This is a genomic window from Pseudooceanicola batsensis HTCC2597, from assembly GCF_000152725.1.
Lineage (GTDB): Bacteria > Pseudomonadota > Alphaproteobacteria > Rhodobacterales > Rhodobacteraceae > Pseudooceanicola > Pseudooceanicola batsensis.
In genome coordinates, this window is sequence record NZ_CH724131.1 from 2,859,069 (window position 1) to 2,880,221 (window position 21,153).

Annotated in this window: 15 protein-coding genes and 1 tRNA gene; 8 read left to right on the plus strand and 8 right to left on the minus strand. The window is 67.0% G+C overall.

Annotation, left to right across the window (positions count from 1 at the left end; translation table 11 throughout):
• The 5 genes from OB2597_RS17675 to OB2597_RS17695 all read right to left on the minus strand — a co-directional run bounded on the left by OB2597_RS17675 (position 1) and on the right by OB2597_RS17695 (position 5,259).
• Positions 1-1,143, minus strand: coding sequence for a murein hydrolase activator EnvC family protein (locus OB2597_RS17675; protein ID WP_009806977.1), 1,143 nt, complete (start codon positions 1,141-1,143; stop codon positions 1-3).
• On the minus strand, positions 1,140-2,657 hold the full coding sequence (gpmI, locus tag OB2597_RS17680; RefSeq protein ID WP_009806978.1) for a 2,3-bisphosphoglycerate-independent phosphoglycerate mutase: 1,518 nt from the start codon (positions 2,655-2,657) through the stop codon (positions 1,140-1,142). The genes OB2597_RS17675 and gpmI overlap by 4 nt, the downstream gene beginning before the upstream one ends.
• 268 nt (positions 2,658-2,925) lie before the next feature.
• Complete coding sequence (gene rlmH / locus OB2597_RS17685; protein ID WP_009806979.1) at positions 2,926-3,396, minus strand: 23S rRNA (pseudouridine(1915)-N(3))-methyltransferase RlmH; 471 nt, start codon at positions 3,394-3,396, stop codon at positions 2,926-2,928.
• 6 nt (positions 3,397-3,402) lie between these two features.
• Positions 3,403-3,861, minus strand: coding sequence for a ribosome silencing factor (gene rsfS, locus OB2597_RS17690; protein WP_009806980.1), 459 nt, complete (start codon positions 3,859-3,861; stop codon positions 3,403-3,405).
• 78 nt (positions 3,862-3,939) lie between these two features.
• On the minus strand, positions 3,940-5,259 hold the full coding sequence (locus tag OB2597_RS17695; protein WP_009806981.1) for a mechanosensitive ion channel family protein: 1,320 nt from the start codon (positions 5,257-5,259) through the stop codon (positions 3,940-3,942).
• Between the two features lie 217 nt (positions 5,260-5,476).
• On the opposite strand from OB2597_RS17695, the gene OB2597_RS17700 reads away from it, so the two are divergent.
• From OB2597_RS17700 to OB2597_RS17735, 8 genes are all read left to right on the plus strand, one after another.
• Positions 5,477-6,088 (plus strand): VPLPA-CTERM sorting domain-containing protein, encoded by a 612-nt coding sequence (locus OB2597_RS17700; protein ID WP_009806982.1) that lies wholly within the window; start codon positions 5,477-5,479, stop codon positions 6,086-6,088.
• Between the two features lie 152 nt (positions 6,089-6,240).
• On the plus strand, positions 6,241-6,447 hold the full coding sequence (locus tag OB2597_RS22585; RefSeq protein WP_009806983.1) for a hypothetical protein: 207 nt from the start codon (positions 6,241-6,243) through the stop codon (positions 6,445-6,447).
• A gap of 297 nt (positions 6,448-6,744) precedes the next feature.
• Entirely contained in the window at positions 6,745-8,148 is a 1,404-nt protein-coding gene (leuC, locus tag OB2597_RS17705) for a 3-isopropylmalate dehydratase large subunit (protein ID WP_009806984.1), read from the plus strand.
• A gap of 51 nt (positions 8,149-8,199) precedes the next feature.
• Complete coding sequence (gene leuD / locus OB2597_RS17710; RefSeq protein ID WP_009806985.1) at positions 8,200-8,805, plus strand: 3-isopropylmalate dehydratase small subunit; 606 nt, start codon at positions 8,200-8,202, stop codon at positions 8,803-8,805.
• A 284-nt stretch (positions 8,806-9,089) separates the two neighbouring features.
• On the plus strand, positions 9,090-9,932 hold the full coding sequence (locus OB2597_RS22590; RefSeq protein WP_009806986.1) for a hypothetical protein: 843 nt from the start codon (positions 9,090-9,092) through the stop codon (positions 9,930-9,932).
• Positions 9,933-10,027: 95 nt separating this feature from the next.
• On the plus strand, positions 10,028-10,921 hold the full coding sequence (locus OB2597_RS17720) for an endonuclease/exonuclease/phosphatase family protein (RefSeq protein WP_009806987.1): 894 nt from the start codon (positions 10,028-10,030) through the stop codon (positions 10,919-10,921).
• 340 nt (positions 10,922-11,261) lie between these two features.
• Positions 11,262-12,365, plus strand: a complete 1,104-nt coding sequence (gene leuB, locus OB2597_RS17730; protein ID WP_009806989.1) for a 3-isopropylmalate dehydrogenase — start codon at positions 11,262-11,264, stop codon at positions 12,363-12,365.
• A gap of 274 nt (positions 12,366-12,639) precedes the next feature.
• A tRNA-Pro gene (locus tag OB2597_RS17735) sits at positions 12,640-12,716 on the plus strand.
• A gap of 153 nt (positions 12,717-12,869) precedes the next feature.
• Here OB2597_RS17735 and OB2597_RS17740 read toward each other — a convergent pair.
• From OB2597_RS17740 to OB2597_RS17750, 3 genes are all read right to left on the minus strand, one after another.
• Positions 12,870-14,210: an HlyD family type I secretion periplasmic adaptor subunit gene (locus OB2597_RS17740; RefSeq protein WP_009806990.1), complete on the minus strand. Its 1,341-nt coding sequence runs from the start codon at positions 14,208-14,210 to the stop codon at positions 12,870-12,872.
• Positions 14,203-16,965: a type I secretion system permease/ATPase gene (locus OB2597_RS17745; protein ID WP_238529730.1), complete on the minus strand. Its 2,763-nt coding sequence runs from the start codon at positions 16,963-16,965 to the stop codon at positions 14,203-14,205. Before OB2597_RS17745 ends, OB2597_RS17740 begins: the two co-directional genes overlap by 8 nt.
• A gap of 359 nt (positions 16,966-17,324) precedes the next feature.
• Positions 17,325-21,065 (minus strand): hypothetical protein, encoded by a 3,741-nt coding sequence (locus tag OB2597_RS17750; protein ID WP_009806992.1) that lies wholly within the window; start codon positions 21,063-21,065, stop codon positions 17,325-17,327.
• Positions 21,066-21,153 lie beyond the last annotated feature (88 nt).

Genomic DNA, 21,153 nt, shown 5'->3' on the forward strand with positions numbered 1-21,153 from the left:
TCATTCCTTCAGGCCCCGGAACCACTCTGCGGGGTCCTGCGGGACGTTGTCCTGTCTGACTTCAATATAGAGCGTCTCGCTCCGTCCAGTTCCAGCCTCTTCCCCGCCGGCTTCGGTCAGCATTGCGCCAAGGTCTCCCTCCTGGCCGGCCATCAGCCCGATGGGGGCGCCGGCGGCCAGAATGTCGCCCGAGGCACCATAGACGACGTCGAGCCCGGCGAACACGAAAAGAATCCCCGGTTCCGGCTCAAGGATCATCACATTTCCGAGGTTCAGCAAAGGCCCGCGATACCGAATTGTCGCTGCCGTGGGGGATGTGACCAGCGCCCGTGGCCGTGTTGCGACAACCACGCCCGGGCGTTCGATGCCCGCCGCGTCGGCCTCGCCCGGGCCGCGCAGCACCCGGCCCCGCACCGGCGAGGGGATTTCGCCCCGCCGGGTTCGGACCGGGGGCAGGTCCAGCGCCCGCTCGTCCTCGGCGATGCCCGCGAGGCCCGAGGCGAAGGCGCCGAGCGTCTCGGTCGAGGCGATCAGCAGGGCCGTCTTGATCGGGTCCTCGGTGAATTTCCTCGGCAGGTCGGTGCGGTCCGCCACCGCCTGGCTGAGGTCGGTGCGCGCCTCCTGCACGCCGCGCAGCCCGTCCGCCAGGGTGGCCGAGGCGCTCTGTTGCAACTGCCGCAGCACGCGCACCTCCTCGAGCCGCGCGCGCAGTCCCGCGGCCTTCGCATCCAGCGCGCGCGAGACATCCGCGACGATCATCGCCGACCGCGCCGTTCCGACCGCGCCGGAGGGATGCAGGAAGACCGCCGGCGTGCCGGTGCCGCCCATCACCTGCAGGGTGCCCAGCAATTGCGCGATCTCGCCCTCGCGGGCCTGCAATTCGCGGTCGAGTTCCGCCTCGCGCGCGGTGACGCGTCGCAGCCCCTCGCGCATCGCCGCCAGTCCGGTCTCGAAGGCGCGCGTCGTTTCGGTCAGCGCGGCCACGCGGTCAGGCGCCGCCTCGGCCTCGGCCAGCAACTGCATGGCCGCCTCTATCTCCACCGCCGCGTCCGAGGCCGCGCGCGCCGGATCCGTGGCGGTCCGGCCCGGCAGGGGCAGGGCCAGGGCGACGACCAGGCAGGCAAGGCGGAGGCCGCGGTTCATGCGATCAGGCTCTCTCCCGTCATCTCGTCGGGCTGCGGCAGGCCCATGAGCGCGAGCAGCGTCGGCGCCAGATCCGCCAGCCGCCCGCTGCGCAGGCCGGCACCCTCCGGCCCGCCGATCAGCGCCACCGGAACGAGGTTCGTCGTATGCGCCGTATGCGGTCCGCCGGTCTCCGGGTCGACCATCACCTCGCAATTTCCGTGATCGGCGGTCAGGATCATGGCGCCTCCGGCCTTGTCCAGCGCCGCGACCACCCGGTCCAGCCCCCGGTCCACCGCTTCGCAGGCAGCGATGGCGGCCGCGAGATCGCCGGTATGGCCGACCATGTCGGGATTGGCATAATTGGTGACGATCAGGTCGTAGCCCTTCTCGATGGCATCGACGAAGCGGTCGGTGACCTCTTCGGAGGACATCTCGGGCTGCAGGTCATAGGTCGCGACCTTGGGCGAGAGCGGCATGTGCCGATCCTCGCCCGCCTTCTCGACCTCGACGCCGCCGTCCAGGAAGAAGGTCACATGCGGATACTTCTCGGTCTCGGCCAGGCGGAACTGCGTCCGGCCGTGCCGGGCCACCCATTCGCCGAGCGTGTTCACGATCTCCTGCTTGGGATAGCAGGTGGTCATGTAGGCCGTGTGATCGCGGGAATAATCCACCATCCCCAGCAGCCCGGCCCAGTCGGGACGCGGCCCCGTGTCGAAGGCGTCGAACCCCGGTTCGCCGATGGCGCGCAGGAGCTCGCGCGCGCGGTCGGCCCGGAAGTTCAGGCAGAAGAACCCGTCGCCCGCCCGCGCGCCCGAATAGTCGCCGATCACCGTCGGGGTGATGAATTCGTCCGTCTGGCCTGCGTCGTATCCCTGGTCGATGGCGGCGGAGGCAGTCTCGGCCCTGGCGCCCTCACCGCGCACCATGGCGGCATGGGCCGCGGCCACGCGGTCCCACCGGTTGTCGCGATCCATCGCGTAGTAGCGCCCGGACAGCGAGGCGATCCACGCGGTGCCGGGCATCGCCTCCTCGAGGTCCGACAGGTAGCCATGGGCCGACTTCGGCGCCACGTCCCGCCCGTCGGTCACGGCATGGAACGCGACCGGCACGCCCCTGGCCGCCAGCGCCGCGATCGCCGCCTTGATATGGCTGATGTGCCCGTGCACGCCGCCGTCCGACACCAGCCCCATGACATGGGCGGTCCCGCCCGTGGCCGTCAGTCGGTCGGCGAAGGCGGTCAGCGCGGGGTTTTCTGCGAAGGAGCCGTCCTCGATCGCGAGGTCGATCTGGCCCAGGTCCATCGCCACCACCCGGCCCGCGCCGATATTGGTGTGCCCCACCTCGGAATTGCCCATCTGGCCCCGGGGAAGGCCCACGTCCGGCCCGTGCGTCACGAGCGTGGCATTCGGACAGGTCGCCATGATCCGGTCGAAGGTCGGTGTGTCGGCCAGATGCGGGGCGTTGGCCTCGGCCTGGTCGGAGAGGCCCCAGCCGTCGAGAATGCACAGGACGACGGGTTTCGGTGTGGTCATCGGGTCTGCTCCGGCCTGCTCACGAGCCTGTCTCGGTCGTGCCTGTCTTAACGGCTCGGCGCCCGGGATTGAAGCGGGGTTTTGCCGGCCGCTTCCTGCGTGGAGGGCGGTGGTTCCTGTGGCGCCGGAGGTGCGCGAAGAAAGGGAAAGAGGGGCGCTGGCCCCTGTCGAACCGGAGGTGCGCGATCAAGGGGAAAGAGGGGCTCTGCCCCTCTTGAGCCTGCGGCTCAATTCACCCCCGGAGTATTTGGGCAAGATGAAGCCGGAGTCAGGCGCGGTGATAGGGCGAGCCCGCCAGGATGGTCGTGGCGCGGTAGAGCTGTTCGGCCAGCATGACCCGGGCGAGCATGTGAGGCCACACCATCCGGCCGAAGGAGAGCGTGAGATCGGCCCGGGCGCGCAACGTCGGGTCGAGACCGTCGGCGCCGCCGATGAGAAAGGCCGCATCCTGCGCGCCGTCGTCGCGCCAATCGGCCAGGGTGGAGGCGAAATCTGGGGAGCTGATCATGGAGCCGCGCTCGTCCAGCGCGACGACCCGGGCGCGGGCGGGAAGGGCACGGTCCAGCAGCGCGGCCTCGGCCGCCATGCCGCCGCCCTTGCGGTCATCGACCTCGGAGACCGAGGCGGGTCCGAGGCCCAGGGCGCGGCCGGTGCGGGTCGCGCGGGTCAGGTAGTCGTCGATCAGATCGGCCTCGGGCCCCTTGCGCAGGCGCCCGACGGCGCAGATCGTCAGCTTCACGCGAGATCAGGCGTGGCTGGCTTCGGACCGGGCCGGCATCCACATCTTCTCGAGCTGGTAGAAGTCGCGGACCTCGGGGCGGAACACATGCACCACCACGTCGCCGGTATCGATCAGGACCCAGTCGCCGGTATCCTTGCCTTCGATCTTGGCCGTGAAGCCGTAGGTCTCCTTGATCCGCTCGACGAGTTTTTCCGAGATCGCGGCCACCTGGCGCGTCGACCGGCCCGAGCAGATCACCATGAAGTCGCCCATGGAGGACCGCCCGCGCAGATCGATCTGCACGATGTCTTCGGCCTTGTCGGTGTCGAGGGAGGTCAGGATCAGATCCAGAAGGGATTCGCTGATCGACTGGTCTTGGGCCATCACTTCGGCCCCGTGAGAAGCGGTTTCCGCCGCTGCAATGTCAAGTGACAGGACATTGTCCTCCTTGCTGCGCGCCGCCTGCGTCCCGGCGCTGGACATGATCTGAAAATAGCAGCGGGGTCGTGTCATTTCAATGAAACTGGTGCGATTTGGCCGCAGAGTGGCGGAAAAGGACCGTCACTCTGGCGCCTTGGCGGGATCGTTCAGCATCCGGACCTCGCGCTGCGGGAAGGGGATCGAGATGCCGTTGTCCTGGAATGCGTCCCAGAGCGCCAGGTAGACGTTGCCCCGGATGTTGGTCAGCCCGCCCGTGGGATCGCTGATCCAGAACCGCAGGATGTAGTCCACCGAACTGTCGCCGAAACCGACCACGTGACAGACCGGCGGTCGGTCCGTCAGTACCCGGTCCACGTTTTCGGCGGCCGCGATCGCGATCCGCCGCACGGCGTGCGGATCGTCGCCGTAGGCCGTGCCGAAATAGATGTCGAGCCGGACGAAATCGTTGGAATGGGACCAGTTGACCACCTGGGTCGTGATCAGGTCCTCGTTCGGGATGAGGTATTCCTTGCCGTCCCGCGTTGTGATCGAGACATAGCGCGCGCCGAGCGAGTTGATCCAGCCGAAGGTTTCCCCGACCGAGATCACGTCGCCCGGCTTGATCGACTTGTCGAGCAGGATGATGATGCCCGAGACGAGGTTCGAGACGACCTTCTGCAGCCCGAAGCCCAGGCCGACGCCGATCGCGCCCGAGAGCACTGCGAGCCCCGTCAGGTCGACGCCGACCGCCTTGAGCCCGATGAACAGCGCGAGGCCGTAGAGCAGCAGCTGCAGGAACTTGACCACCAGCACCCGCATCGAGGGCGAGATGTCCTCGACCCGGCTGATGTTGGCGGCCGAGGCGTGGCTGAGCACCCGGGCCAGGGTGAAGAGCGCCGTCAGGATCACCAGCGCCTGAAGGATCGTCCAGACCGTGATCCGCGCCTCGCCCAGCGTGAACCCCGCGCTTTCGAGCAGCTGGCGGGTTTCGCCGGTGAGGCCGAGGATGATCAGCGTGACCCAGATCCAGCCGCCGATCCGCAGAATGGCGCGCAGCGCCGGGTTGGCGATCAGCCGGGAGGCCAGTGCGATCATCAGCCAGGCGAAGGCGAGGCTGCCGATGATGGTGAGCAGATAGCTCCTGGAGGGCCAGGTCACCTCGCGCATGATCCAGATGACCGGCCAGATCAGGAGCACGAAGGCGATCAGTCGCATCCGGCGATGCAGCAGCAGCGCGAAGCGCAGGCGCCATTTCGGCCAGTTCTCACGGTCGCGGAGCCAGCCGTGGTACCGGGGCGCGATCCGGTGGGTCGCCAGCATGGCCACGAGGAAGACGCCCAGGGCGATCAGGATCTGATAGGCGTTCCACTCTCGCAGCAGTCCGCCGAGAAAGACCTGCGCCTGGGCCCAGAGGCGCGTCAGGGTCTCGAGAACGAGGTTGAGCGGGGGGTCGTTTTCCATCCGGTCTCCTTGGCCGGAGAAGTCTGCATCGGGCCGACCGCCGCCGCAAGTGCGGTGGTGCCCGTTCGAAAGGCAGGCCGCCGCAATGTCGCCCGTTTGGAAACACAGAATTGCCGGAATTCCTTTGGGAGTCGTTTACTTCACTGCTAAGCTGCGCCAAACAAAATCGTCCCGCGGCCCTGCGCGGGGACGGAAGCATTGAAAGGTATGTTGAAAGATGAAGTTTTTCTCTCTCCTCGCGGGGGTCTCCGCCGCATTTCTCGCGACCCAGGCCGGCGCGGCCGTGGTTTCAGCGACCACCGAGGTCCAGCAGGGCGGCGGCGATGTCACCGTCTCGCCGCTCGGCTCGACGGTGGATTTCTCGTTCGATCCCGGCAGCAACACGCCCTTCACGGCGACGGCGATGTTTACCTCCGACACCGCGTTCTCCCTTTCGCTGACTGCGTATGATGCGAACGGGAACAACAACGATGTCTCCGGCTACACCCTCGATCTGCTCGACGGGGTGGGCGATTTCGTAAGTCGCTGGACGACCGACACCACCAACTGCGGCAGCTCTGTCTCGCCGGTCTCGGATGGGAGTGGTTTTTGCAACCTCGTGGCTGCGACAGGCGCGACGGGCGGTCAGGCCGCGGGCGCGGCGAAACCGGGGGCCACGCTGTTCGCGAACCTTGCCGCGGGCCAGTACCGGCTGGGGTTCTACGACAGCTCCACTCCGGATGAGGGCACCATCACCTTCACCTATTCCGCGGTGCCGCTTCCCGCCGGGGCGGCGCTGTTCCTGTCCGCGCTCGGCGGGCTGGGCCTTCTGCGCCGCCGCAAGGGCTGATATCGCCGCGCGGCCTCGGCCGCGTGCAGGGTGACTACCGGACGGGGCGGAATCGACCCCGCCCCGTTTCGCATCGTGAACCCGTGTCCCGAGCGCTCGGATTCCGCCGGACGAAACGCGCAATTTGGCGCGAGTCGTGTTACAATGCCGGCATGACCCGCGAGACTCACCATACCGCCAACCCGCCGAAGGGTCTGGTCAGACCCGCACTGAAGGCACGGTCTGCATTCTCTCTGCAACGCTACCGGCGCGCGCTTCTGCAACGGGGGCCGGGCTTCATGGGGGTTCTCGCCCTGCCGCGGCGCGATCCCGCGCGCGACAGGGCGGCCCGGATTGTCTTCGGCTCCGCGGCCCGCTGACGCCGCAGGGCACGGCAGCGGACCCCGTCCCCGCGACACGCGCCGCGGCCGGGCGGCCACCGTGGTCCGTACCTGATCGCTTCCCCTTGCGGGAAATGCCGCGCAGGTGTATTTCACCCGGCATGGTACGGGTTTTCGACATGGATGATCGCGCACGCCTTCCCTGGCGCTTCTTCGGCGCGACGATGACGGTGCTGGCGCGCCTATGACCGCCGCGCGGGGCTGACCCTGCGCGCCCGTCCTGCTTTCGCAGCCAAACCCGATGGCGCAACCATCCATTCAGCAAAGGAAAGTTCCATGTCCCCCAAGACGCTCTACGACAAGATCTGGGATGCCCATGTGGCCCATGAGGCCGAAGACGGCACCTGCCTGCTCTATATCGACCGCCACCTCGTGCACGAGGTGACCTCGCCCCAGGCCTTCGAGGGGCTGCGCATGGCGAACCGCACCGTTCGCGCGCCCGACAAGACGATCGCCGTTCCGGATCACAACGTCCCGACGACCGGCGACCGCAACGCCGTGATCGAGAACGAGGAAAGCCGCATCCAGGTCGAGGCGCTGGACCGGAACGCGAAGGACTTCGGCCTGATCTACTATCCGGTGAACGACGTCCGCCAGGGCATCGTCCATATCGTCGGCCCGGAACAGGGCTGGACACTGCCCGGCATGACCGTGGTCTGCGGCGACAGCCACACCGCCACCCACGGTGCCTTCGGGGCGCTGGCCCATGGTATCGGCACATCCGAGGTCGAGCACGTGCTGGCCACGCAAACGCTGATCCAGAAGAAATCGAAGAACATGAAGGTCGAGATCACCGGCAAGCTGCGCCCCGGTGTGACCGCCAAGGACATCACCCTCTCGGTGATCGGCGCGACCGGCACCGCCGGCGGCACCGGCTATGTCATCGAATACTGCGGCGAGGCGATCCGCGACCTGTCGATGGAAGGCCGGATGACCGTCTGCAACATGGCGATCGAGGGCGGTGCCCGCGCGGGTCTCATCGCGCCGGACGAAACGACCTTTGACTATGTCAAGGGCCGCGCCCATGCGCCGAAGGGTGCGCAGTGGGAAGCGGCGATGGACTGGTGGAAGACGCTCTATTCCGACGATGATGCGCAGTGGGACAAGGTCATCACCATCAAGGGCGAGGATATCGCGCCGGTGGTGACCTGGGGCACCTCGCCCGAGGACGTCCTGCCGATCGACGCGGTGGTCCCCGCCCCCGAGACCTTCAACGGCGGCAAGGCCGAAGCCGCCCGCCGCGCCATCGAGTACATGGGCCTGACCCCCGGCCAGAAGCTGTCCGACATCGAGATCGACACGGTCTTCATCGGCTCCTGCACCAACGGCCGGATCGAGGATCTGCGCGCAGCGGCCGCGATCCTCAAGGGCAAGAAGATCAAGGACGGGCTGCGCGCCATGGTCGTTCCCGGCTCGGGCCTCGTCCGCGCCCAGGCCGAGGAAGAGGGCCTGGCCCGGATCTTCCAGGACGCTGGCTTCGAATGGCGTCTGGCGGGGTGCTCCATGTGCCTTGCGATGAACCCCGACCAGCTTTCGGAAGGCGAACGCTGCGCCTCGACCTCCAACCGGAACTTCGAGGGGCGGCAGGGCTACAAGGGCCGCACGCACCTCGTTTCTCCGGCAATGGCGGCGGCGGCGGCCGTGACCGGCCGTCTGACCGACGTGCGCGAGATGATGTGAGCCGGAACGGTGGGGGTCGACCCCACCCGGAGAATCCGAAGGACAAGTGAAATGAACAAATTCGAAAAAGTCTCGGGCATCGCAGCCCCCATGCCGCTGGTCAATATCGACACCGACATGATCATCCCCAAGATCTTCCTCAAGACGATCAAGCGTTCGGGTCTCGGAGTGAACCTCTTCGACGAGATGCGCTATGACCGGCAGGGCAACGAGAACCCCGACTTCGTGCTCAACAAACCGGCCTATCGCGAGGCGGAGATCCTGATCGCGGGAGATAATTTCGGCTGCGGTTCCTCTCGCGAACACGCGCCCTGGGCGCTGGCGGATTTCGGCATCAAGGTCATCGTCTCGACCAGCTTCGCCGACATCTTCTACAACAACTGCTTCAAGAACGGCATGCTGCCGATCATCCTGCCGCAGGAGCAGGTCGATGTGCTGATGAAGGACGCCGAGAAGGGCGCGAACGCCCGTATGGAAGTCGACCTCGAAAAGCAGACGATCTCGACCTCCGAGGGCGAGACCTTCAGCTTCGACATCGACCCTTTCCGCAAGCACTGCCTGCTCGAGGGGCTGGACGACATCGGCCTGACCTTCGAGAAAGTGGCCGAAATAGACGCGTTCGAGGCCCGCGCCGCCCAGGCCCGCCCCTGGGTCTGACCTGGGTCCGTCCTGGACCGGGCCTATGGCCTGCCGGACCGGGATCCACAACTTGTAGCAAAAAGGGGCCGTTTGGCCCCTTTTTCGCGCCTGAAATGATGCAAGAACGCACCAGTTCCTCCAAGGAATCGCCCTATTTCCCGCGTCTTATGGAATGGCCGCTTGAGCCTCGGGCGAAATGTCGGCACGATTGGGGCAATAATGAGGCACCGCAAAATGCGGCATCAAGTTGGAACACAGGGGCGGCGACGTATCGCACCGGGCCAGTTTGAGGGGAAAGAGCAGTGATCGTCCGTCTGACCGGCGCGTTTTTGCGCGCCCTCCTGATCGCGCTGGCGATCGCCACACCGTCGCTCCTCCTGCCGGAGGTTGGGGCGGATGTCGCGCAGGTCACCGTCCTGGTCGCGCTCGTCGCCGGCGCGTTCACCTTTGTCGAGTACTTCAGCCAGTTCCCCTCGATCCTCGAGTTCCGCTTCGCGCCGCCGGTGAACCGTCTGCGCTATTTCACAATGTTCTCCATGGTGCTGCTTCTGACGGTCTACTTCTCGGGCGCCGCGCTCGAGACGCCGATCGCCTCGCTGCTGATGACCCTGGCCGAGCTTATGGCGCGGGCCATCGACTTCCCTTTCTCGCCAGTGCGCCTCGTGCTGCTGGCGCTGCCGTCGGACACGGCGGCCGCGACGGTCGCGATGGTGCGCGCGGCGGCGGGCATCGCCTATGTCGTGGCGCTGCTCGGCGTTGTCGGCTTCGGCCTCCTGGTGCGGATCTACGGCTGGCCCGTGCGATACGGCGCGTTCAACGTCTGGATCAACCTGCCGCTTTTCGACCCCACGGGCGGCGGAGACGTCGTGGCCCGCCTGAAAAGGGACAGCGTCGTTAACATGGCCTTAGGGTTTCTTCTGCCATTCCTGTTGCCGGCATTCGTGAAACTGGCCGGGGTGCTGGTGGACCTGTCGGCGATCGGCAATCCCCACACCCTGATATGGGTGATGACGGCATGGGCCTTTCTTCCGGCGAACCTGATCATTCGCGGCATCGCGCTGCACCGCGTCGCGGACATCATCGAGGAAAAGCGCCGCCGCACCTATGCCGAGGCACGCTCCGACGACGGCTTGCAGGCTGTCTGATCCTTCTTCTCGCGGCGGTCGCGGCCCCTGCCGGGGCCGAACCGCTGCGCATCGCCTACTGGCACACGGAACTTGCGGCGGACGGGCCGGGCCTCTTGCTGCGCGACATCCGCAAAGGGACGCCCCGTGTCGTGAAGGTGGCGGCGCGGATCGCGGAGTTGAATGCCGACATCCTCGTGCTGGGCGACATCGATTACGATCATGACGGGGCGGCGCTGACCGCCCTGCGTGACGCGATCCCGGACGGCGCCGCCCGCTTTCCCCACCTTTTCGCAGAGCGCCCGAATTCCGGTATCCCCACGGGTCTCGACCTGAACGGCGACGGACGGGCGGGCGCCCCCGGGGACGCTCAGGGCTACGGGCGGTTTCCGGGGCAGGGCGGGCTGGCCGTGCTTTCGCGATGGCCGCTGACGCTCACCGCCGATCACTCCTCCCGGCTCTGGCGCAACGTCCCGGACAGCCTCCTGATCGATGTGCAGGGGCGCTTGGGCGCGGCCGCGACCGGGGCGGACATCCAACGCCTCTCGACCGTGGCGCATTGGGAGGTCGCAGTGCATCTGCCCCGGGGCGCGCTCACGCTGATGGTTTTCCACGCCGCCCCGCCGGTCTTCGATGGACCCGAGGACCGGAACGGCCGGCGAAACGCGGACGAACTCTCGTTCTGGCGCCACCGGCTGGACGGGGCTTTCGGTCCGCCGCCCGAACCGCCGTTCCTAGTCGTGGGCACGGCAAACCTCGACCCGCACGGGGGCGACGGTCGTCAGGAGGTCATGCGCGCCTTTCTTGCGGATCCCCGGATCCTCGATCCGCCGGGCCTGACGGACCGGCCGACGGTGAACTGGCCCCCGCCCGGCCCCGGGGCGCTGCGGGTCGACTACCTCTTGCCCTCGTCCGGACTGTCGGTCGACGCGGCAGGGGTTTTGACGGCCGACCCCGAGGCCAGCCGACACCATCCGATCTGGATCGACCTGTGGATCGGAGAAAGCTAGGCCGCAGCCGCCTGAGCCTCAGGGCCCGCCGCGTCCCGCGCGCCGCGCGCGTCATCGACCGCGGTGACCCGGAACTGCGGGCAGAGTCGCGCCGGCCTGGCGCCGAAGTAGCTGATCCTGCCGCCGCGCCCCGCCGCAATATTGCACCCGCTGTCCGCCCCCCGATGCCACGTCGTCACCTGCACATTCGCTTGCGCGGCGACGTTTCTGCTACAGGGGGTGCCGGATCCCTGCAGCACCGCGCGCTCCGCCTTTCTTGACCCCGTCCGCCCCTCGGTTTACGCCAAGCCCGGCGACCGGGACGGGGAGATGTCCCGCAATTGACGAAAGGGACAGATCCATGACCAACCCCTCGCTTCTCATCCTGCCCGGCGACGGGATCGGCCCCGAAGTCATGGCCGAGGTGCGCAAGATCATCGACTGGTTCGGCGCCCGGCGCGGCATCACCTTCGACGTCAGCGAAGATCTCGTCGGCGGCTGTGCCTATGACAAGCACGGCACCCCGCTGCATGACGACACGATGGCCAGGGCGCAGGAGGTCGACGCGGTCCTTCTCGGTGCCGTCGGTGGGCCGAAATACGACAGCCTCGATTTCTCGGTAAAGCCCGAGCGCGGCCTGCTGCGCCTGCGCAAGGAGATGGACCTTTTCTCCAATCTGCGTCCGGCGCAGTGTTTCGACGCGCTGGCGGATTTCTCGTCGCTCAAGAAGGACGTGGTCGCGGGGCTCGACATCATGATTGTGCGCGAACTGACGAGCGGCGTCTATTTCGGGGAGCCGCGCGGCATCTTCGAAGAGGGCAACGAGCGCGTCGGCATCAACACGCAGCGCTATACAGAGAGCGAAATCGACCGCGTCGCCCGCTCGGCCTTCGATCTGGCGATGAAGCGCGGCAAGAAGCTCTGCTCGATGGAAAAGGCCAACGTGATGGAGTCGGGTATCCTCTGGCGCGAAGTCGTGACCGAGGTGGGCAAGGACTATCCCGAGGTGGAACTCAGCCACATGTACGCCGACGCCGGGGCCATGCAGCTGACGCGCTGGCCCAAACAGTTCGACGTGATCGTCACCGACAACCTCTTCGGCGACTTGCTGTCGGACCTCGCCGCGATGCTGACCGGGTCGCTCGGCATGCTGCCGTCGGCCTCGCTCGGCGCGCCGATGGACAACGGCCGGCCCAAGGCACTTTACGAACCGGTGCACGGCTCGGCCCCCGACATCGCGGGGCAGGGCAAGGCCAACCCCTGCGCCTGTATCCTCTCCTTCGCCATGGCGCTGCGGTATTCCTTCGATCTCGGGGACGAGGCGACGCGGCTGGAGCAGGCGGTAAACGCGGTGTTGGGCGACGGCGTCCGCACCGCTGACCTGCTGAACGAAGAGGGCATCACCCCGGCGACCACCGCCGAGATGGGCGACGCGGTGCTTGCGGCGCTGGACGCGTCGCTCTGATCAGAGGGGCGGGCCTCTCGCGGCCGGCCTCACACCGGTGCCGCTCCCGCCCCTTGGCGGGCCTTGTGCCGCTGACCACTCGTTCCGCGGCCGGAGGGCGGCCCGACGGCGCGCGGGTCGTGAAACAGCGTTGTTTCGCCTCTCCGCGCCGCCCGCGGCTCAACTGGGCTGTGTCTGCCCTCAGCGCCTCCGATCCGCTTCCCTGAATCGCGGAAACGCCGCCAGATCTCTCTTGCCAAGCGGGAACAAAGACGCTACCTCGCAGCCTCACGGTCGGAGTGTAGCTCAGCCTGGTAGAGCACTGTCTTCGGGAGGCAGGGGTCGTGAGTTCGAATCTCGCCACTCCGACCAATGAAACGAGGCGCCTTCGGGCGCCTTATTTTATGACACCCTTTACGGGGCCCTTCCGGACCCACGCGTTGCGGTTGCGCTGGCCCGATCGGTGCGACGGTAAAAAAATGCCACAGCTGGGAAAGGTACGCCACCGCGCGTCGGATACGCGGCCTACTGCTCCCTGAAGGCCCGTCCGAGGCTGTCTCGGATCGGCTTGACGATATATTGCGCAAAGGTCCGTTCGGCCGTCTGGATCATGATCTCGGCCGGCATGCCGGGCGTCGGAGTGAAGTTCGCGACGCGGCGCAACTCGGTCACGGGCATCGAGATACGGGCGATGTAGACCTCCTGCGTGTTTCCGTTCTGCGTGTCGGTCACCGAGTCGGCCGAAACGTAGATGACCTTACCGTACAGGATCGGGGTCGTCCGGCGGTTGAGAGCGGTGAGGCGGATGGTGGCGTGCTGGCCCTTGCGGACGCTATCGATATCGACCCGGGGGACCTGCACCTCGATGATGAGCGGCTGTTCCGAGGGCAGGATCTCGGCTATCGCACGGCCGCTTTCGATCACGCCGCCGGCCGTATGGTAGTGCAGCCGCACCACCGTGCCCGAGACGGGGGCGATCACGTCGGTGCGTTCTCGCACGTTGCGCGCGGCGGCAAGCTGTTCGCGGATCGAGTCGAGCTCGCCCTGGATCGGCTGCAGGTCGTCCAGCGCCGACTGCTGGTGCTGGCGGACGGTCTGCGCGATCTGCATCTCGTACTTGTGCGACAGCTGTTCGATCTCTCCGATTTCCGCTTCGAGCCGGCCGATCTGGCCCGCCGCCTCGACGAGGGTGCGTTTCAGCGCGGTCATTTCGGCCCGACGCATCAGCCCCTTGCCCAGCAGGATGTCGCGGGCGGCGAATTCCTCTTCCAGAAGCTCGACCTGTTCGTTGTGCGAGGCAAGCTGAGCCTCGTATCCCGCGCTGCGGACCGCAAGGGCGGCGCGGTTGCGCTCCAGCAGGGCGATCTCGTTCTGCAGTCCCTCGGTGGCGCTGTCGAAGGCGGTCTGCTGACCGGCAAGGATCTGGCGGATTTCGGCACGTTCGGATTGCTCGATGAGATGGGGCGGAAACGTCAGTCGCTCCTTCCCGTCGTAGAGTGCGAGCAGGCGGGCCTCGATCGCTTCCAGGCGGCTGAGGCGGAGCACGAGTTCGCGTTCGTTGGCAAGCGCCTTCGTTTCATCGAGCCGCAGGAGAAGCTGGCCGGCCTGGACCTGATCCCCCTCGTCGACGAGGATGTCCTTGATGATGCCGCCTTCGAGGTGCTGGACGATCTTGTTCTGCCCGATGGCGACGAAACTCCCCTGCGAGATCACGGCCGCGGCGAGGGGGGCGAGAAAGGCCCAGGCTCCGAAGCCGCCGAAAGTGATCGCCATGAGCAGCAGACCGATGGTCGCCTGCCGGGCGATCGAGCGCGGAACGGCCGCATACCAGTCGTCGATGTCGGCAAGACCGGCCTGATCAGACATTGGTGTTCCCCTTCGGCAGGTTCTGCGGACGGGGCTGTTCCGGCACGCGGGGCTGCGGCGATTTCCGTCCGGCGAGTTCCTGAAGGATCGGCGTCCGTTCCCCGAACATCTGCACGGACCCGTCGGCCAGCAGCATGATCTTGTCGACGGCGCTCAGAAGCGACGGCTTCTGGGTGATCACGACCACGGTGATCTTGTTGCGCCGCGCGTGCTGGAGCGCCTGTGACAGTGCCTTGTCACCCTTCGTGTCCAGGTTGGAGTTCGGTTCGTCCAGCACCACAAACCGCGGATCGCCAAAGAAGGCGCGGGCAAGGGCGATGCGCTGTTTCTGCCCGCCCGACAGCGGAAAGCCGTCGGCCTGCACCCAGGTCTCGTAGCCATGCGGCAGGTTGGCGATCATCTCGTGCACGTCGGCCAGCATGGCCGCGCGATAGACCTGCGCGTCGGTGGCGTCCCGCCGCATGCGTCCGATATTGTCCTTGATGGTGCCGGGAAAGAGCTGCACGTCCTGCGGCAGGTAGCCGATATTCTCGCCGAACTGCCTCGGGTCCCAGTTGCGCAGGTCCATGAGGTCGAGACGCACGTTGCCCGAGGTGGGCAGCACCGATCCGACCAGCATCTTGCCCAGGGTCGTCTTGCCGGCGCCGGAATTGCCGATCACCGCCAGCGACTCCCCGGGATTGAGGCTGAAGCTCACGCTGTTCAGCACGACATGCTTGGTGCCCGACGGGACATAGAGCAGCCGTTCCACATCGAGCCGGCCCTCCGGCTGCGGTAGGTTGAGCTTTTCGAACTGGAGCGTCGAGTTGGTCAGCAGGGTACGGATCCGGTCATAGGCCTGCCGCGCGATGATGAACGCGTTCCAGCCCTCGATCGAGCCCTCGATCGGCGCCAGCGCACGCCCCGCGATGATCGACGCGGCGATCACCATACCGCCCGTGATCTGCCCGTCGATGGCCAGGTACGCCCCCCAGCCGAGCATCGCCACCTGCGTCAGAAGACGCACCGCGCGGGAAACGGCGGACATCACGATGTTGCGGTCCTGCGCCCGCACCTGCGCGGTCAGCGACGCGGCCGTGTCCCGTCCCCAGATCGTGACCGCCTCGGGGATCATGGCCAGCGCATTGATGATCTGGCTGTTGCGCGACATGGATTCGAGGTGACCGTTGGCACGTGACTGGGCCTGGTTGGCCTCGGAAAACGGCTTGTGGGTGAGGCGCTGGTTGATGAACGCGACCAGCGCGAGAAGAAGGGCGCTGATCACCACGATCGAGCCGAGATGCGGATGCACCAGATAGATCGCCAGCACGAAGAGCGGTGCGAAGGGCACGTCGAGGAACGCCAGCAGCGTGCCCGAGGTGAGGAAACCGCGAAGCTGCTGAAGATCGCCGAGCGTCTGATACTCGCGGCCGGTGCCGTGCAGCGAGGCATGCGCCGCCGCGCTCAGGATCGACGCGCCGAGACGGACCGCGACCTCGACCGCTGTACGCATCAGGATGAAACGCCGCAGGGCATCGAAACAGGTCTGCAGAACGACCGCCCCGACGATGATCACCGTCAGCATGACCAGCGTATCGGTCGAACGGCTCGTGAGAACACGGTCCGAGATCTGGAACAGATAGATGGGGATCGACAGGATCAGAAGGTTCGTGGCCAGGGTCAGGATCATCACGATGAAGAGGTTCCGGCGCACGGCGATGGTGCCGGTGCGCAGGTTCTCTCCGAAGTCCTGCGGGCCCTTCCGGCGGTGGAATTTTGGCGGGGGCGGTCGGCCGCCGTCGCCGCCGCCCGGGGGCGGATCATCCTTGCGACGCATGATCGGACCGGTGTCGCCCTCGATGGTCTCTCCCATCCGGTCGCCGCCGCCGCGCGCAACGGGTTCGGTGGCGCCGTCCTGCTCAGGCACCGTGACGCGCGCTTCCTGCGGGGCGTGTCCGGCATGCTCCGGGGGGGCTGTGGTCTTCTGCGTGGTGCCGGTTGCGGTTTCGGGGGCAGAGGGTCGGGTCGGGCCGGCCGGTGGCGCGGGGGTCGCCTTGGCGTCGGCGGTGTCGCTGGTCCGCGGCGTCTCGGCGCGAGGGTGCGTGGCCTTGGCGGGTTCGGGCGTGTGCACCGCCTGCTGCAGCGGGCGGGAAGGGGCGGTTGCTGCGCCGGGCTTGATCTGTGTCTCCGCGGGGTCGGCTGCGCTGCCTCCGGCCCGGGCGTCGTCGGCCCTTTCGGCGGTGTCCACGGCCGTTTGCGGCATGGTGGTCTGGACGGGGTTGCCGTCTTCCTGTGAACTTCCGGCGGGTACGGGGCGTTCGGTGGCGGCCTCGGCCCGCCCGACGTCGCAGCCTGGAGCCGCGCCTGTGCCATCGGTATGAGCAGGTTCGGACGGGCTGTCGGCGATCACCTGTTCCGCTTGCCCGGATCGCTGCGTCGCCCCTTCGCCGCCGGTCGCCGTTCCCGGCTTGCCACCCTGTGCGCCGGATGCCGTCTCGGCTTGCGCCGGTGGTTCCGAGACAGCGGTTTCGGTCGCTGGAGCGGCGGGCGGCGAGGCGAACGGGCCGTTGATCCTTTCCATCGCGACCTGGAGGCCCGTCGATGTGCGGACGGCTGCCGCCGGTCTCAGCGCGGGCTTACCCGCATCGAGGTCGACATCGGCGTCGGCTCCGGGCCTTGGCGCCGTATCCCGATCCGGCCCGTCCGTCTTTGCTACCTGCTGCTGCGGGACCTCCGGCGCCTCCGGCTTCTCGGGAGCAGAAAGGTCCGCTGTCATCTGGTCCGGCTCCGCGCCCGTGTCCGACTGCGGGCCCCCGGCCGCAGATCGTGGCGACTTGGTTTCCGTGAGTGTAAACCGTTTCGTGAAGCTCCCTGCGGAGCCGGATGTCTTGCCGCCCTTGACCGAGGCCACTGGTCTCACCCCGGTCTTCGCGAGTTCTATGGCGAGGTCCGAGACGGAGCTTCGGCGGGAAACGAACCGACCCTTCGTGCCGTCAAGGTTCACGCGCTGATCGACCCGAAGATAGAGCGGCAGATGCAAGCCCTTCCCAGCGGATGCCTTTGCGGCGGGGCTTCCGGTTTCGTTCCGCTCGGTGTCGGCTGAATAGTCTTTCACATCAATTCTCTGGTCAGGGTCTACGCCAGCATGGTCTGCATGATGTCGGCGCTTGGCGGTGCCGCGTCCATCTGCGCATGCATGTCGGCCTTCATCGCCTGCATCGGCGCCTTCGTGATCATGTCTTCCGACAGGAACGCGACCGCCTCGGTTGCGAGGGCGCCGTGCATCGCCGACAGATCGGGCAACTCGGGCATGTCCGGCATGATCAATTCGGCCTGGTGAAGCAGGGCGTCGGAATAGGTCGCCCCCTTGGCCACGATCGTGGAGTCGATGCCGCTGTCCTTGATCGAGGCGAGGTTCGCGAGCGCGTTCGAGCCCATGGTCACCTCCATGTCCTCCTTCAATCCGGCGGCGAATTCGTCGATGGCCAGTTCGATCGCGTCGTCATCGCCCAGCACGTTCGTCTGCTGGACGGCGTTGACGGTCTTGAAGTCGCCCTTGATGTGCAGGACCTTGAGAAGCGAGGTGCCCATGAACTCCTGCTTCGCCAGAAGATCGTCCTCGATCTTCTCCTTGCCGGACTGGAAATCATCCAGCGTCCTGCCGTAGACGGCGTCCATCTCGGCGGTCAGGTCCTTGCCGATTGTGGTGATCTTGGCCTGGTTCACCAGCATGTTGTCGGCCATCGAGGCCTTGATGCCGGTTGCGAGGCCCTCTTCGGGCGCGGCGTCGGCCTGGTCGGCTGCGCTGGCCTCGGTAGCGCTGTCTTCGAAAGAGCTCGCCTGAACCGGTTCGGCGTCTGCCACCTCGGGCGCAGCCTTCGGTTCATCCTGGGACGTTGCCGCGGCGTCCGGTTGCGTAACGTCGGGATGATCGCCGGCCTGGACAATGCTGCCCGACGCGGTCGCGCCCAGCTGATGCTCGCCCTTTTCGACCTCCGTCTGCGAAAAGTCGGCTCCGGCGGCCGTCGCGTCGTCGTTCTCGGCAAGCGGTCCCGTCTCGTCTGTGCCGGAGGCCGTTGCCGATTGCACCGTCTGAGACGAAAGGCCGGACGTCGGAACAACCGGTGCGCCGTCGGTCGTCGCCGGCGTGCCGCTTAGCTGCGATGGGGAGGAGGCCGGGACCGGCTTTTCCAAGGCGGGGTCGGTGGACGAAACCTCCTGGGACTGATCGGGGGGCTGGGGATCGGCGGAGGCCTCGTCAAGCGGCGGCGCCTCTGTCTCGCCGGGCGTTGCCGCCATCGTCTGGCCGTGTGTCGTTTCCGGCGCTTGGGTATCCCCGACCACCGCCGCAACGGACGCTGTGAGTGGCGCCCCTGTCGGTTGGGGGGGCGGCGTAATTGCCGCGGGTTCGGCGGCCGGGGATTCGAGGGACGGAGAGGCCTCCGGCGCCGCATCCGCTTCGACTGCCGGCGTGTGCGGGACGGCGGACTGCGCGGGGGCGGTCTGCGTCGTCGCAGATGGAATGGCCGTGGCGTCAGCGGGTTCGTGGGTCGGGGCTGGATCCGTCGGTTCGGGTGAGGCGAGCGGAAGGGTGTGCTCGGCCTCGTCGGATGCTTCGGCGGTGGTGTCCGGGCCGGTCAGCACACCCGCGGGTTGCGCCGGGGCCGCAGTCTCGGACGTGGCCGCGCCGGGGGCGTTGTCTGGCGGCGTACTGCTTGATTCTGTCGTTTCGGAGCTGACCGACAAACCAGTCGTTTCAGCATGGGTCGTGCTGACCTCGTCGGTCCGTGATGCGCTGCCGGTTTCGGTCGTCGCGGCGGATGCTGTCTGCGTCTCGCTCGTGACGGAACTGTTCTCTCGCTCTGCGGTGTCGGGGGCCGGCGCGGCGCTCGGGGACGTTTCGGCACCCAAGGCACCCATTGAACCGGCTATATCGTTCGAGGCGGTGGCGGCAGCGGTCACCACCGTGTCGTCCGCGCTCTTGCCTTCGGTCCCTTGACCGGCAATCGCGTTCGACCCGCTCACCTCGGTCGTCGGGCCAGCACTCGGGCCGGTCCCGCTGACAGCCACCTGCGTGGCACCCTCGGCCGGTGCGGGAACCGGCGCCGCGGCGACCGCAGTTTCCACCGGGTCTTCGGTCGCGGCATCGGTGTCGTCCGAGAGGTGGACCTCGAATGTGTCGGAATCGAGCAGGACGTTCATCTGCTTGATGATGGAGACGTCGATCATGTGGCCGTCGATGACGATCAGATCGTACTGAAACCCGAGTTCCCAGGCGAAGAAGTCGTTGATCGTCAGGTTGTCACCGGTGCCGAGCGTGGTGTTGCTGCCGGAAAAGCTGAACGAGACCGTATCGCTGTCGGACACGTAGTTGACCTGGTGCGACCAGTTCGTCTGGATCAGGTCGCCCGTCACCGACGTGACCACCCAGTCAGTCGGGAAGACCGTCGCAGCCGGTTCGACGACCGGCGGCTCTTCTTCGGAGTCCGCGGCTTTCTGCGCCTCGTATTCCTCGCGGGAGAGTGATTCGATACTGGCGAGGTTGTGGGCCTCGGACGGACCGGGACCAGGCTCGCCGATCCCGCCGGTCGCGGCGGACACCCCCGCCGGAGCGCTGTCGGTTTCGACGATGACGTTGGTCTGGGAGATGGCGTCGAACTTCATGTAGTCGCCGCCGACCGCGTAGGCCTTGGCATCCAGCCAGGTCGAATTGATCGTCGTCTCGTTGATCAGTTCGTTGCCGCCGGTGCCGATGTGATGGCCGGGGTCGTAGTCCACATCCGCACCGGGAGAGCCGTCTTCGAAATCCCCGGAAAAGTCGTGCTCTTTCGCGACGTCCTGGGCCTCGTCGGGCGTGTCGTCGCCGGCCGCCCCCCCCAGGCCGGATGTGTCCTCGCCCGAGGCGGCGAGGCCATCGGAGGCTTCGCCGCCCGCGAGGGCCGTGTCGCCATCGCCGCCCGAAAGGGAGGGCTCCGGGTCGTCATCGCTCGACGCAGCCGCGATCTCGACCGGGCTTTCCTCGTCGTCCGGCTCGTCGTCGTGATCCTCGTCCGAGAGTTCGCTATCGTCCTCTTCCTCCTCCTGAAGCAGATCGGGCAGATAGTCCTGCCATTCGGGTATGTCCTCGATCGAGACCCCGTCGACATGCACCCCTTGCGCCGCCTCGCCCGAGGCGAAGGTCATCTGCAATTCGCCTTCGCCAACCTGTGCGGTGGTCGTTTCCTCGCCAGTGTCGGCGGTCAGGGTGACGGCGCCCGGCAGCGCTCCTACGGCCCCGGCGAGAGTGCTGGCGGCCTCTACGATCGTGTCGACGATCTCGAACCAGTCGCCGTCGATGCTGGAGATCGGCAGGTCGATCGGGCTCAATGCCGCGGCCAGGGCCTCCAGGGCAGACATGGCAGCTTCGGTCTCTGCCTTGGCGGCCTGGCCGATCTCCGCCGTTCCGCCGACCACGTCGTTGTCCGAAAGGGTATTCTTCTGGACCACGACCGCGGCCATCGAACTGGGCGGCGACAGGGTGAAGCTTTGTCCGGGCGGGCCGGCCGCGACAAGCGGCTCCGGCGCGGGCAGGACCGGCGTCGCGCCGACGATCAGCACCTCGGGAGGAAGCTGAGGCACCGGAACGAAGGGTATCGTAACGAAAGGCTCGGCCGGAAGCGGGGGCGGCGCCTTGAAATTCAGGTCGGGATCATAGCCCTTGGGCGTCAGCGGGGCAGGGCGGAACTGGCTTTCGGTCTCCAGCAGGGCCTGCTCATCCGCGGCGGCCTGCTCGGCCTTGAACCGGTCATACTCGGCGCGGAGCCGGGACTGTTCCTCGGCGAGAGAGAAAAAACCTATGAAATGGCTGATGGACTCGGTGACTGCGTCGTCTCTCATGGCTCAGATGCGCCCTGGTTGGTTCAACATTCAATCCCGGTCCGGAACGGATGCGGGCCCGAAGCCCTTTCGGAGGGAGTGATCGGGG

What these genes read in the sequence shown, in the direction of transcription:
- OB2597_RS17750 (WP_009806992.1), bottom strand. Translation starts at nt 21,065, where the DNA reads ATGAGAGACGACGCAGTCACCGAGTCCATCAGCCATTTCATAGGTTTT.
- leuD (WP_009806985.1), top strand. Translation starts at nt 8,200, where the DNA reads ATGAACAAATTCGAAAAAGTCTCGGGCATCGCAGCCCCCATGCCGCTG.
- leuC (WP_009806984.1), top strand. Translation starts at nt 6,745, where the DNA reads ATGTCCCCCAAGACGCTCTACGACAAGATCTGGGATGCCCATGTGGCC.
- leuB (WP_009806989.1), top strand. Translation starts at nt 11,262, where the DNA reads ATGACCAACCCCTCGCTTCTCATCCTGCCCGGCGACGGGATCGGCCCC.
- OB2597_RS17745 (WP_238529730.1), bottom strand. Translation starts at nt 16,965, where the DNA reads ATGACAGCGGACCTTTCTGCTCCCGAGAAGCCGGAGGCGCCGGAGGTC.
- gpmI (WP_009806978.1), bottom strand. Translation starts at nt 2,657, where the DNA reads ATGACCACACCGAAACCCGTCGTCCTGTGCATTCTCGACGGCTGGGGC.
- OB2597_RS22585 (WP_009806983.1), top strand. Translation starts at nt 6,241, where the DNA reads ATGACCCGCGAGACTCACCATACCGCCAACCCGCCGAAGGGTCTGGTC.
- OB2597_RS17700 (WP_009806982.1), top strand. Translation starts at nt 5,477, where the DNA reads ATGAAGTTTTTCTCTCTCCTCGCGGGGGTCTCCGCCGCATTTCTCGCG.
- OB2597_RS17695 (WP_009806981.1), bottom strand. Translation starts at nt 5,259, where the DNA reads ATGGAAAACGACCCCCCGCTCAACCTCGTTCTCGAGACCCTGACGCGC.
- OB2597_RS17675 (WP_009806977.1), bottom strand. Translation starts at nt 1,143, where the DNA reads ATGAACCGCGGCCTCCGCCTTGCCTGCCTGGTCGTCGCCCTGGCCCTG.
- OB2597_RS17740 (WP_009806990.1), bottom strand. Translation starts at nt 14,210, where the DNA reads ATGTCTGATCAGGCCGGTCTTGCCGACATCGACGACTGGTATGCGGCC.
- rsfS (WP_009806980.1), bottom strand. Translation starts at nt 3,861, where the DNA reads ATGTCCAGCGCCGGGACGCAGGCGGCGCGCAGCAAGGAGGACAATGTC.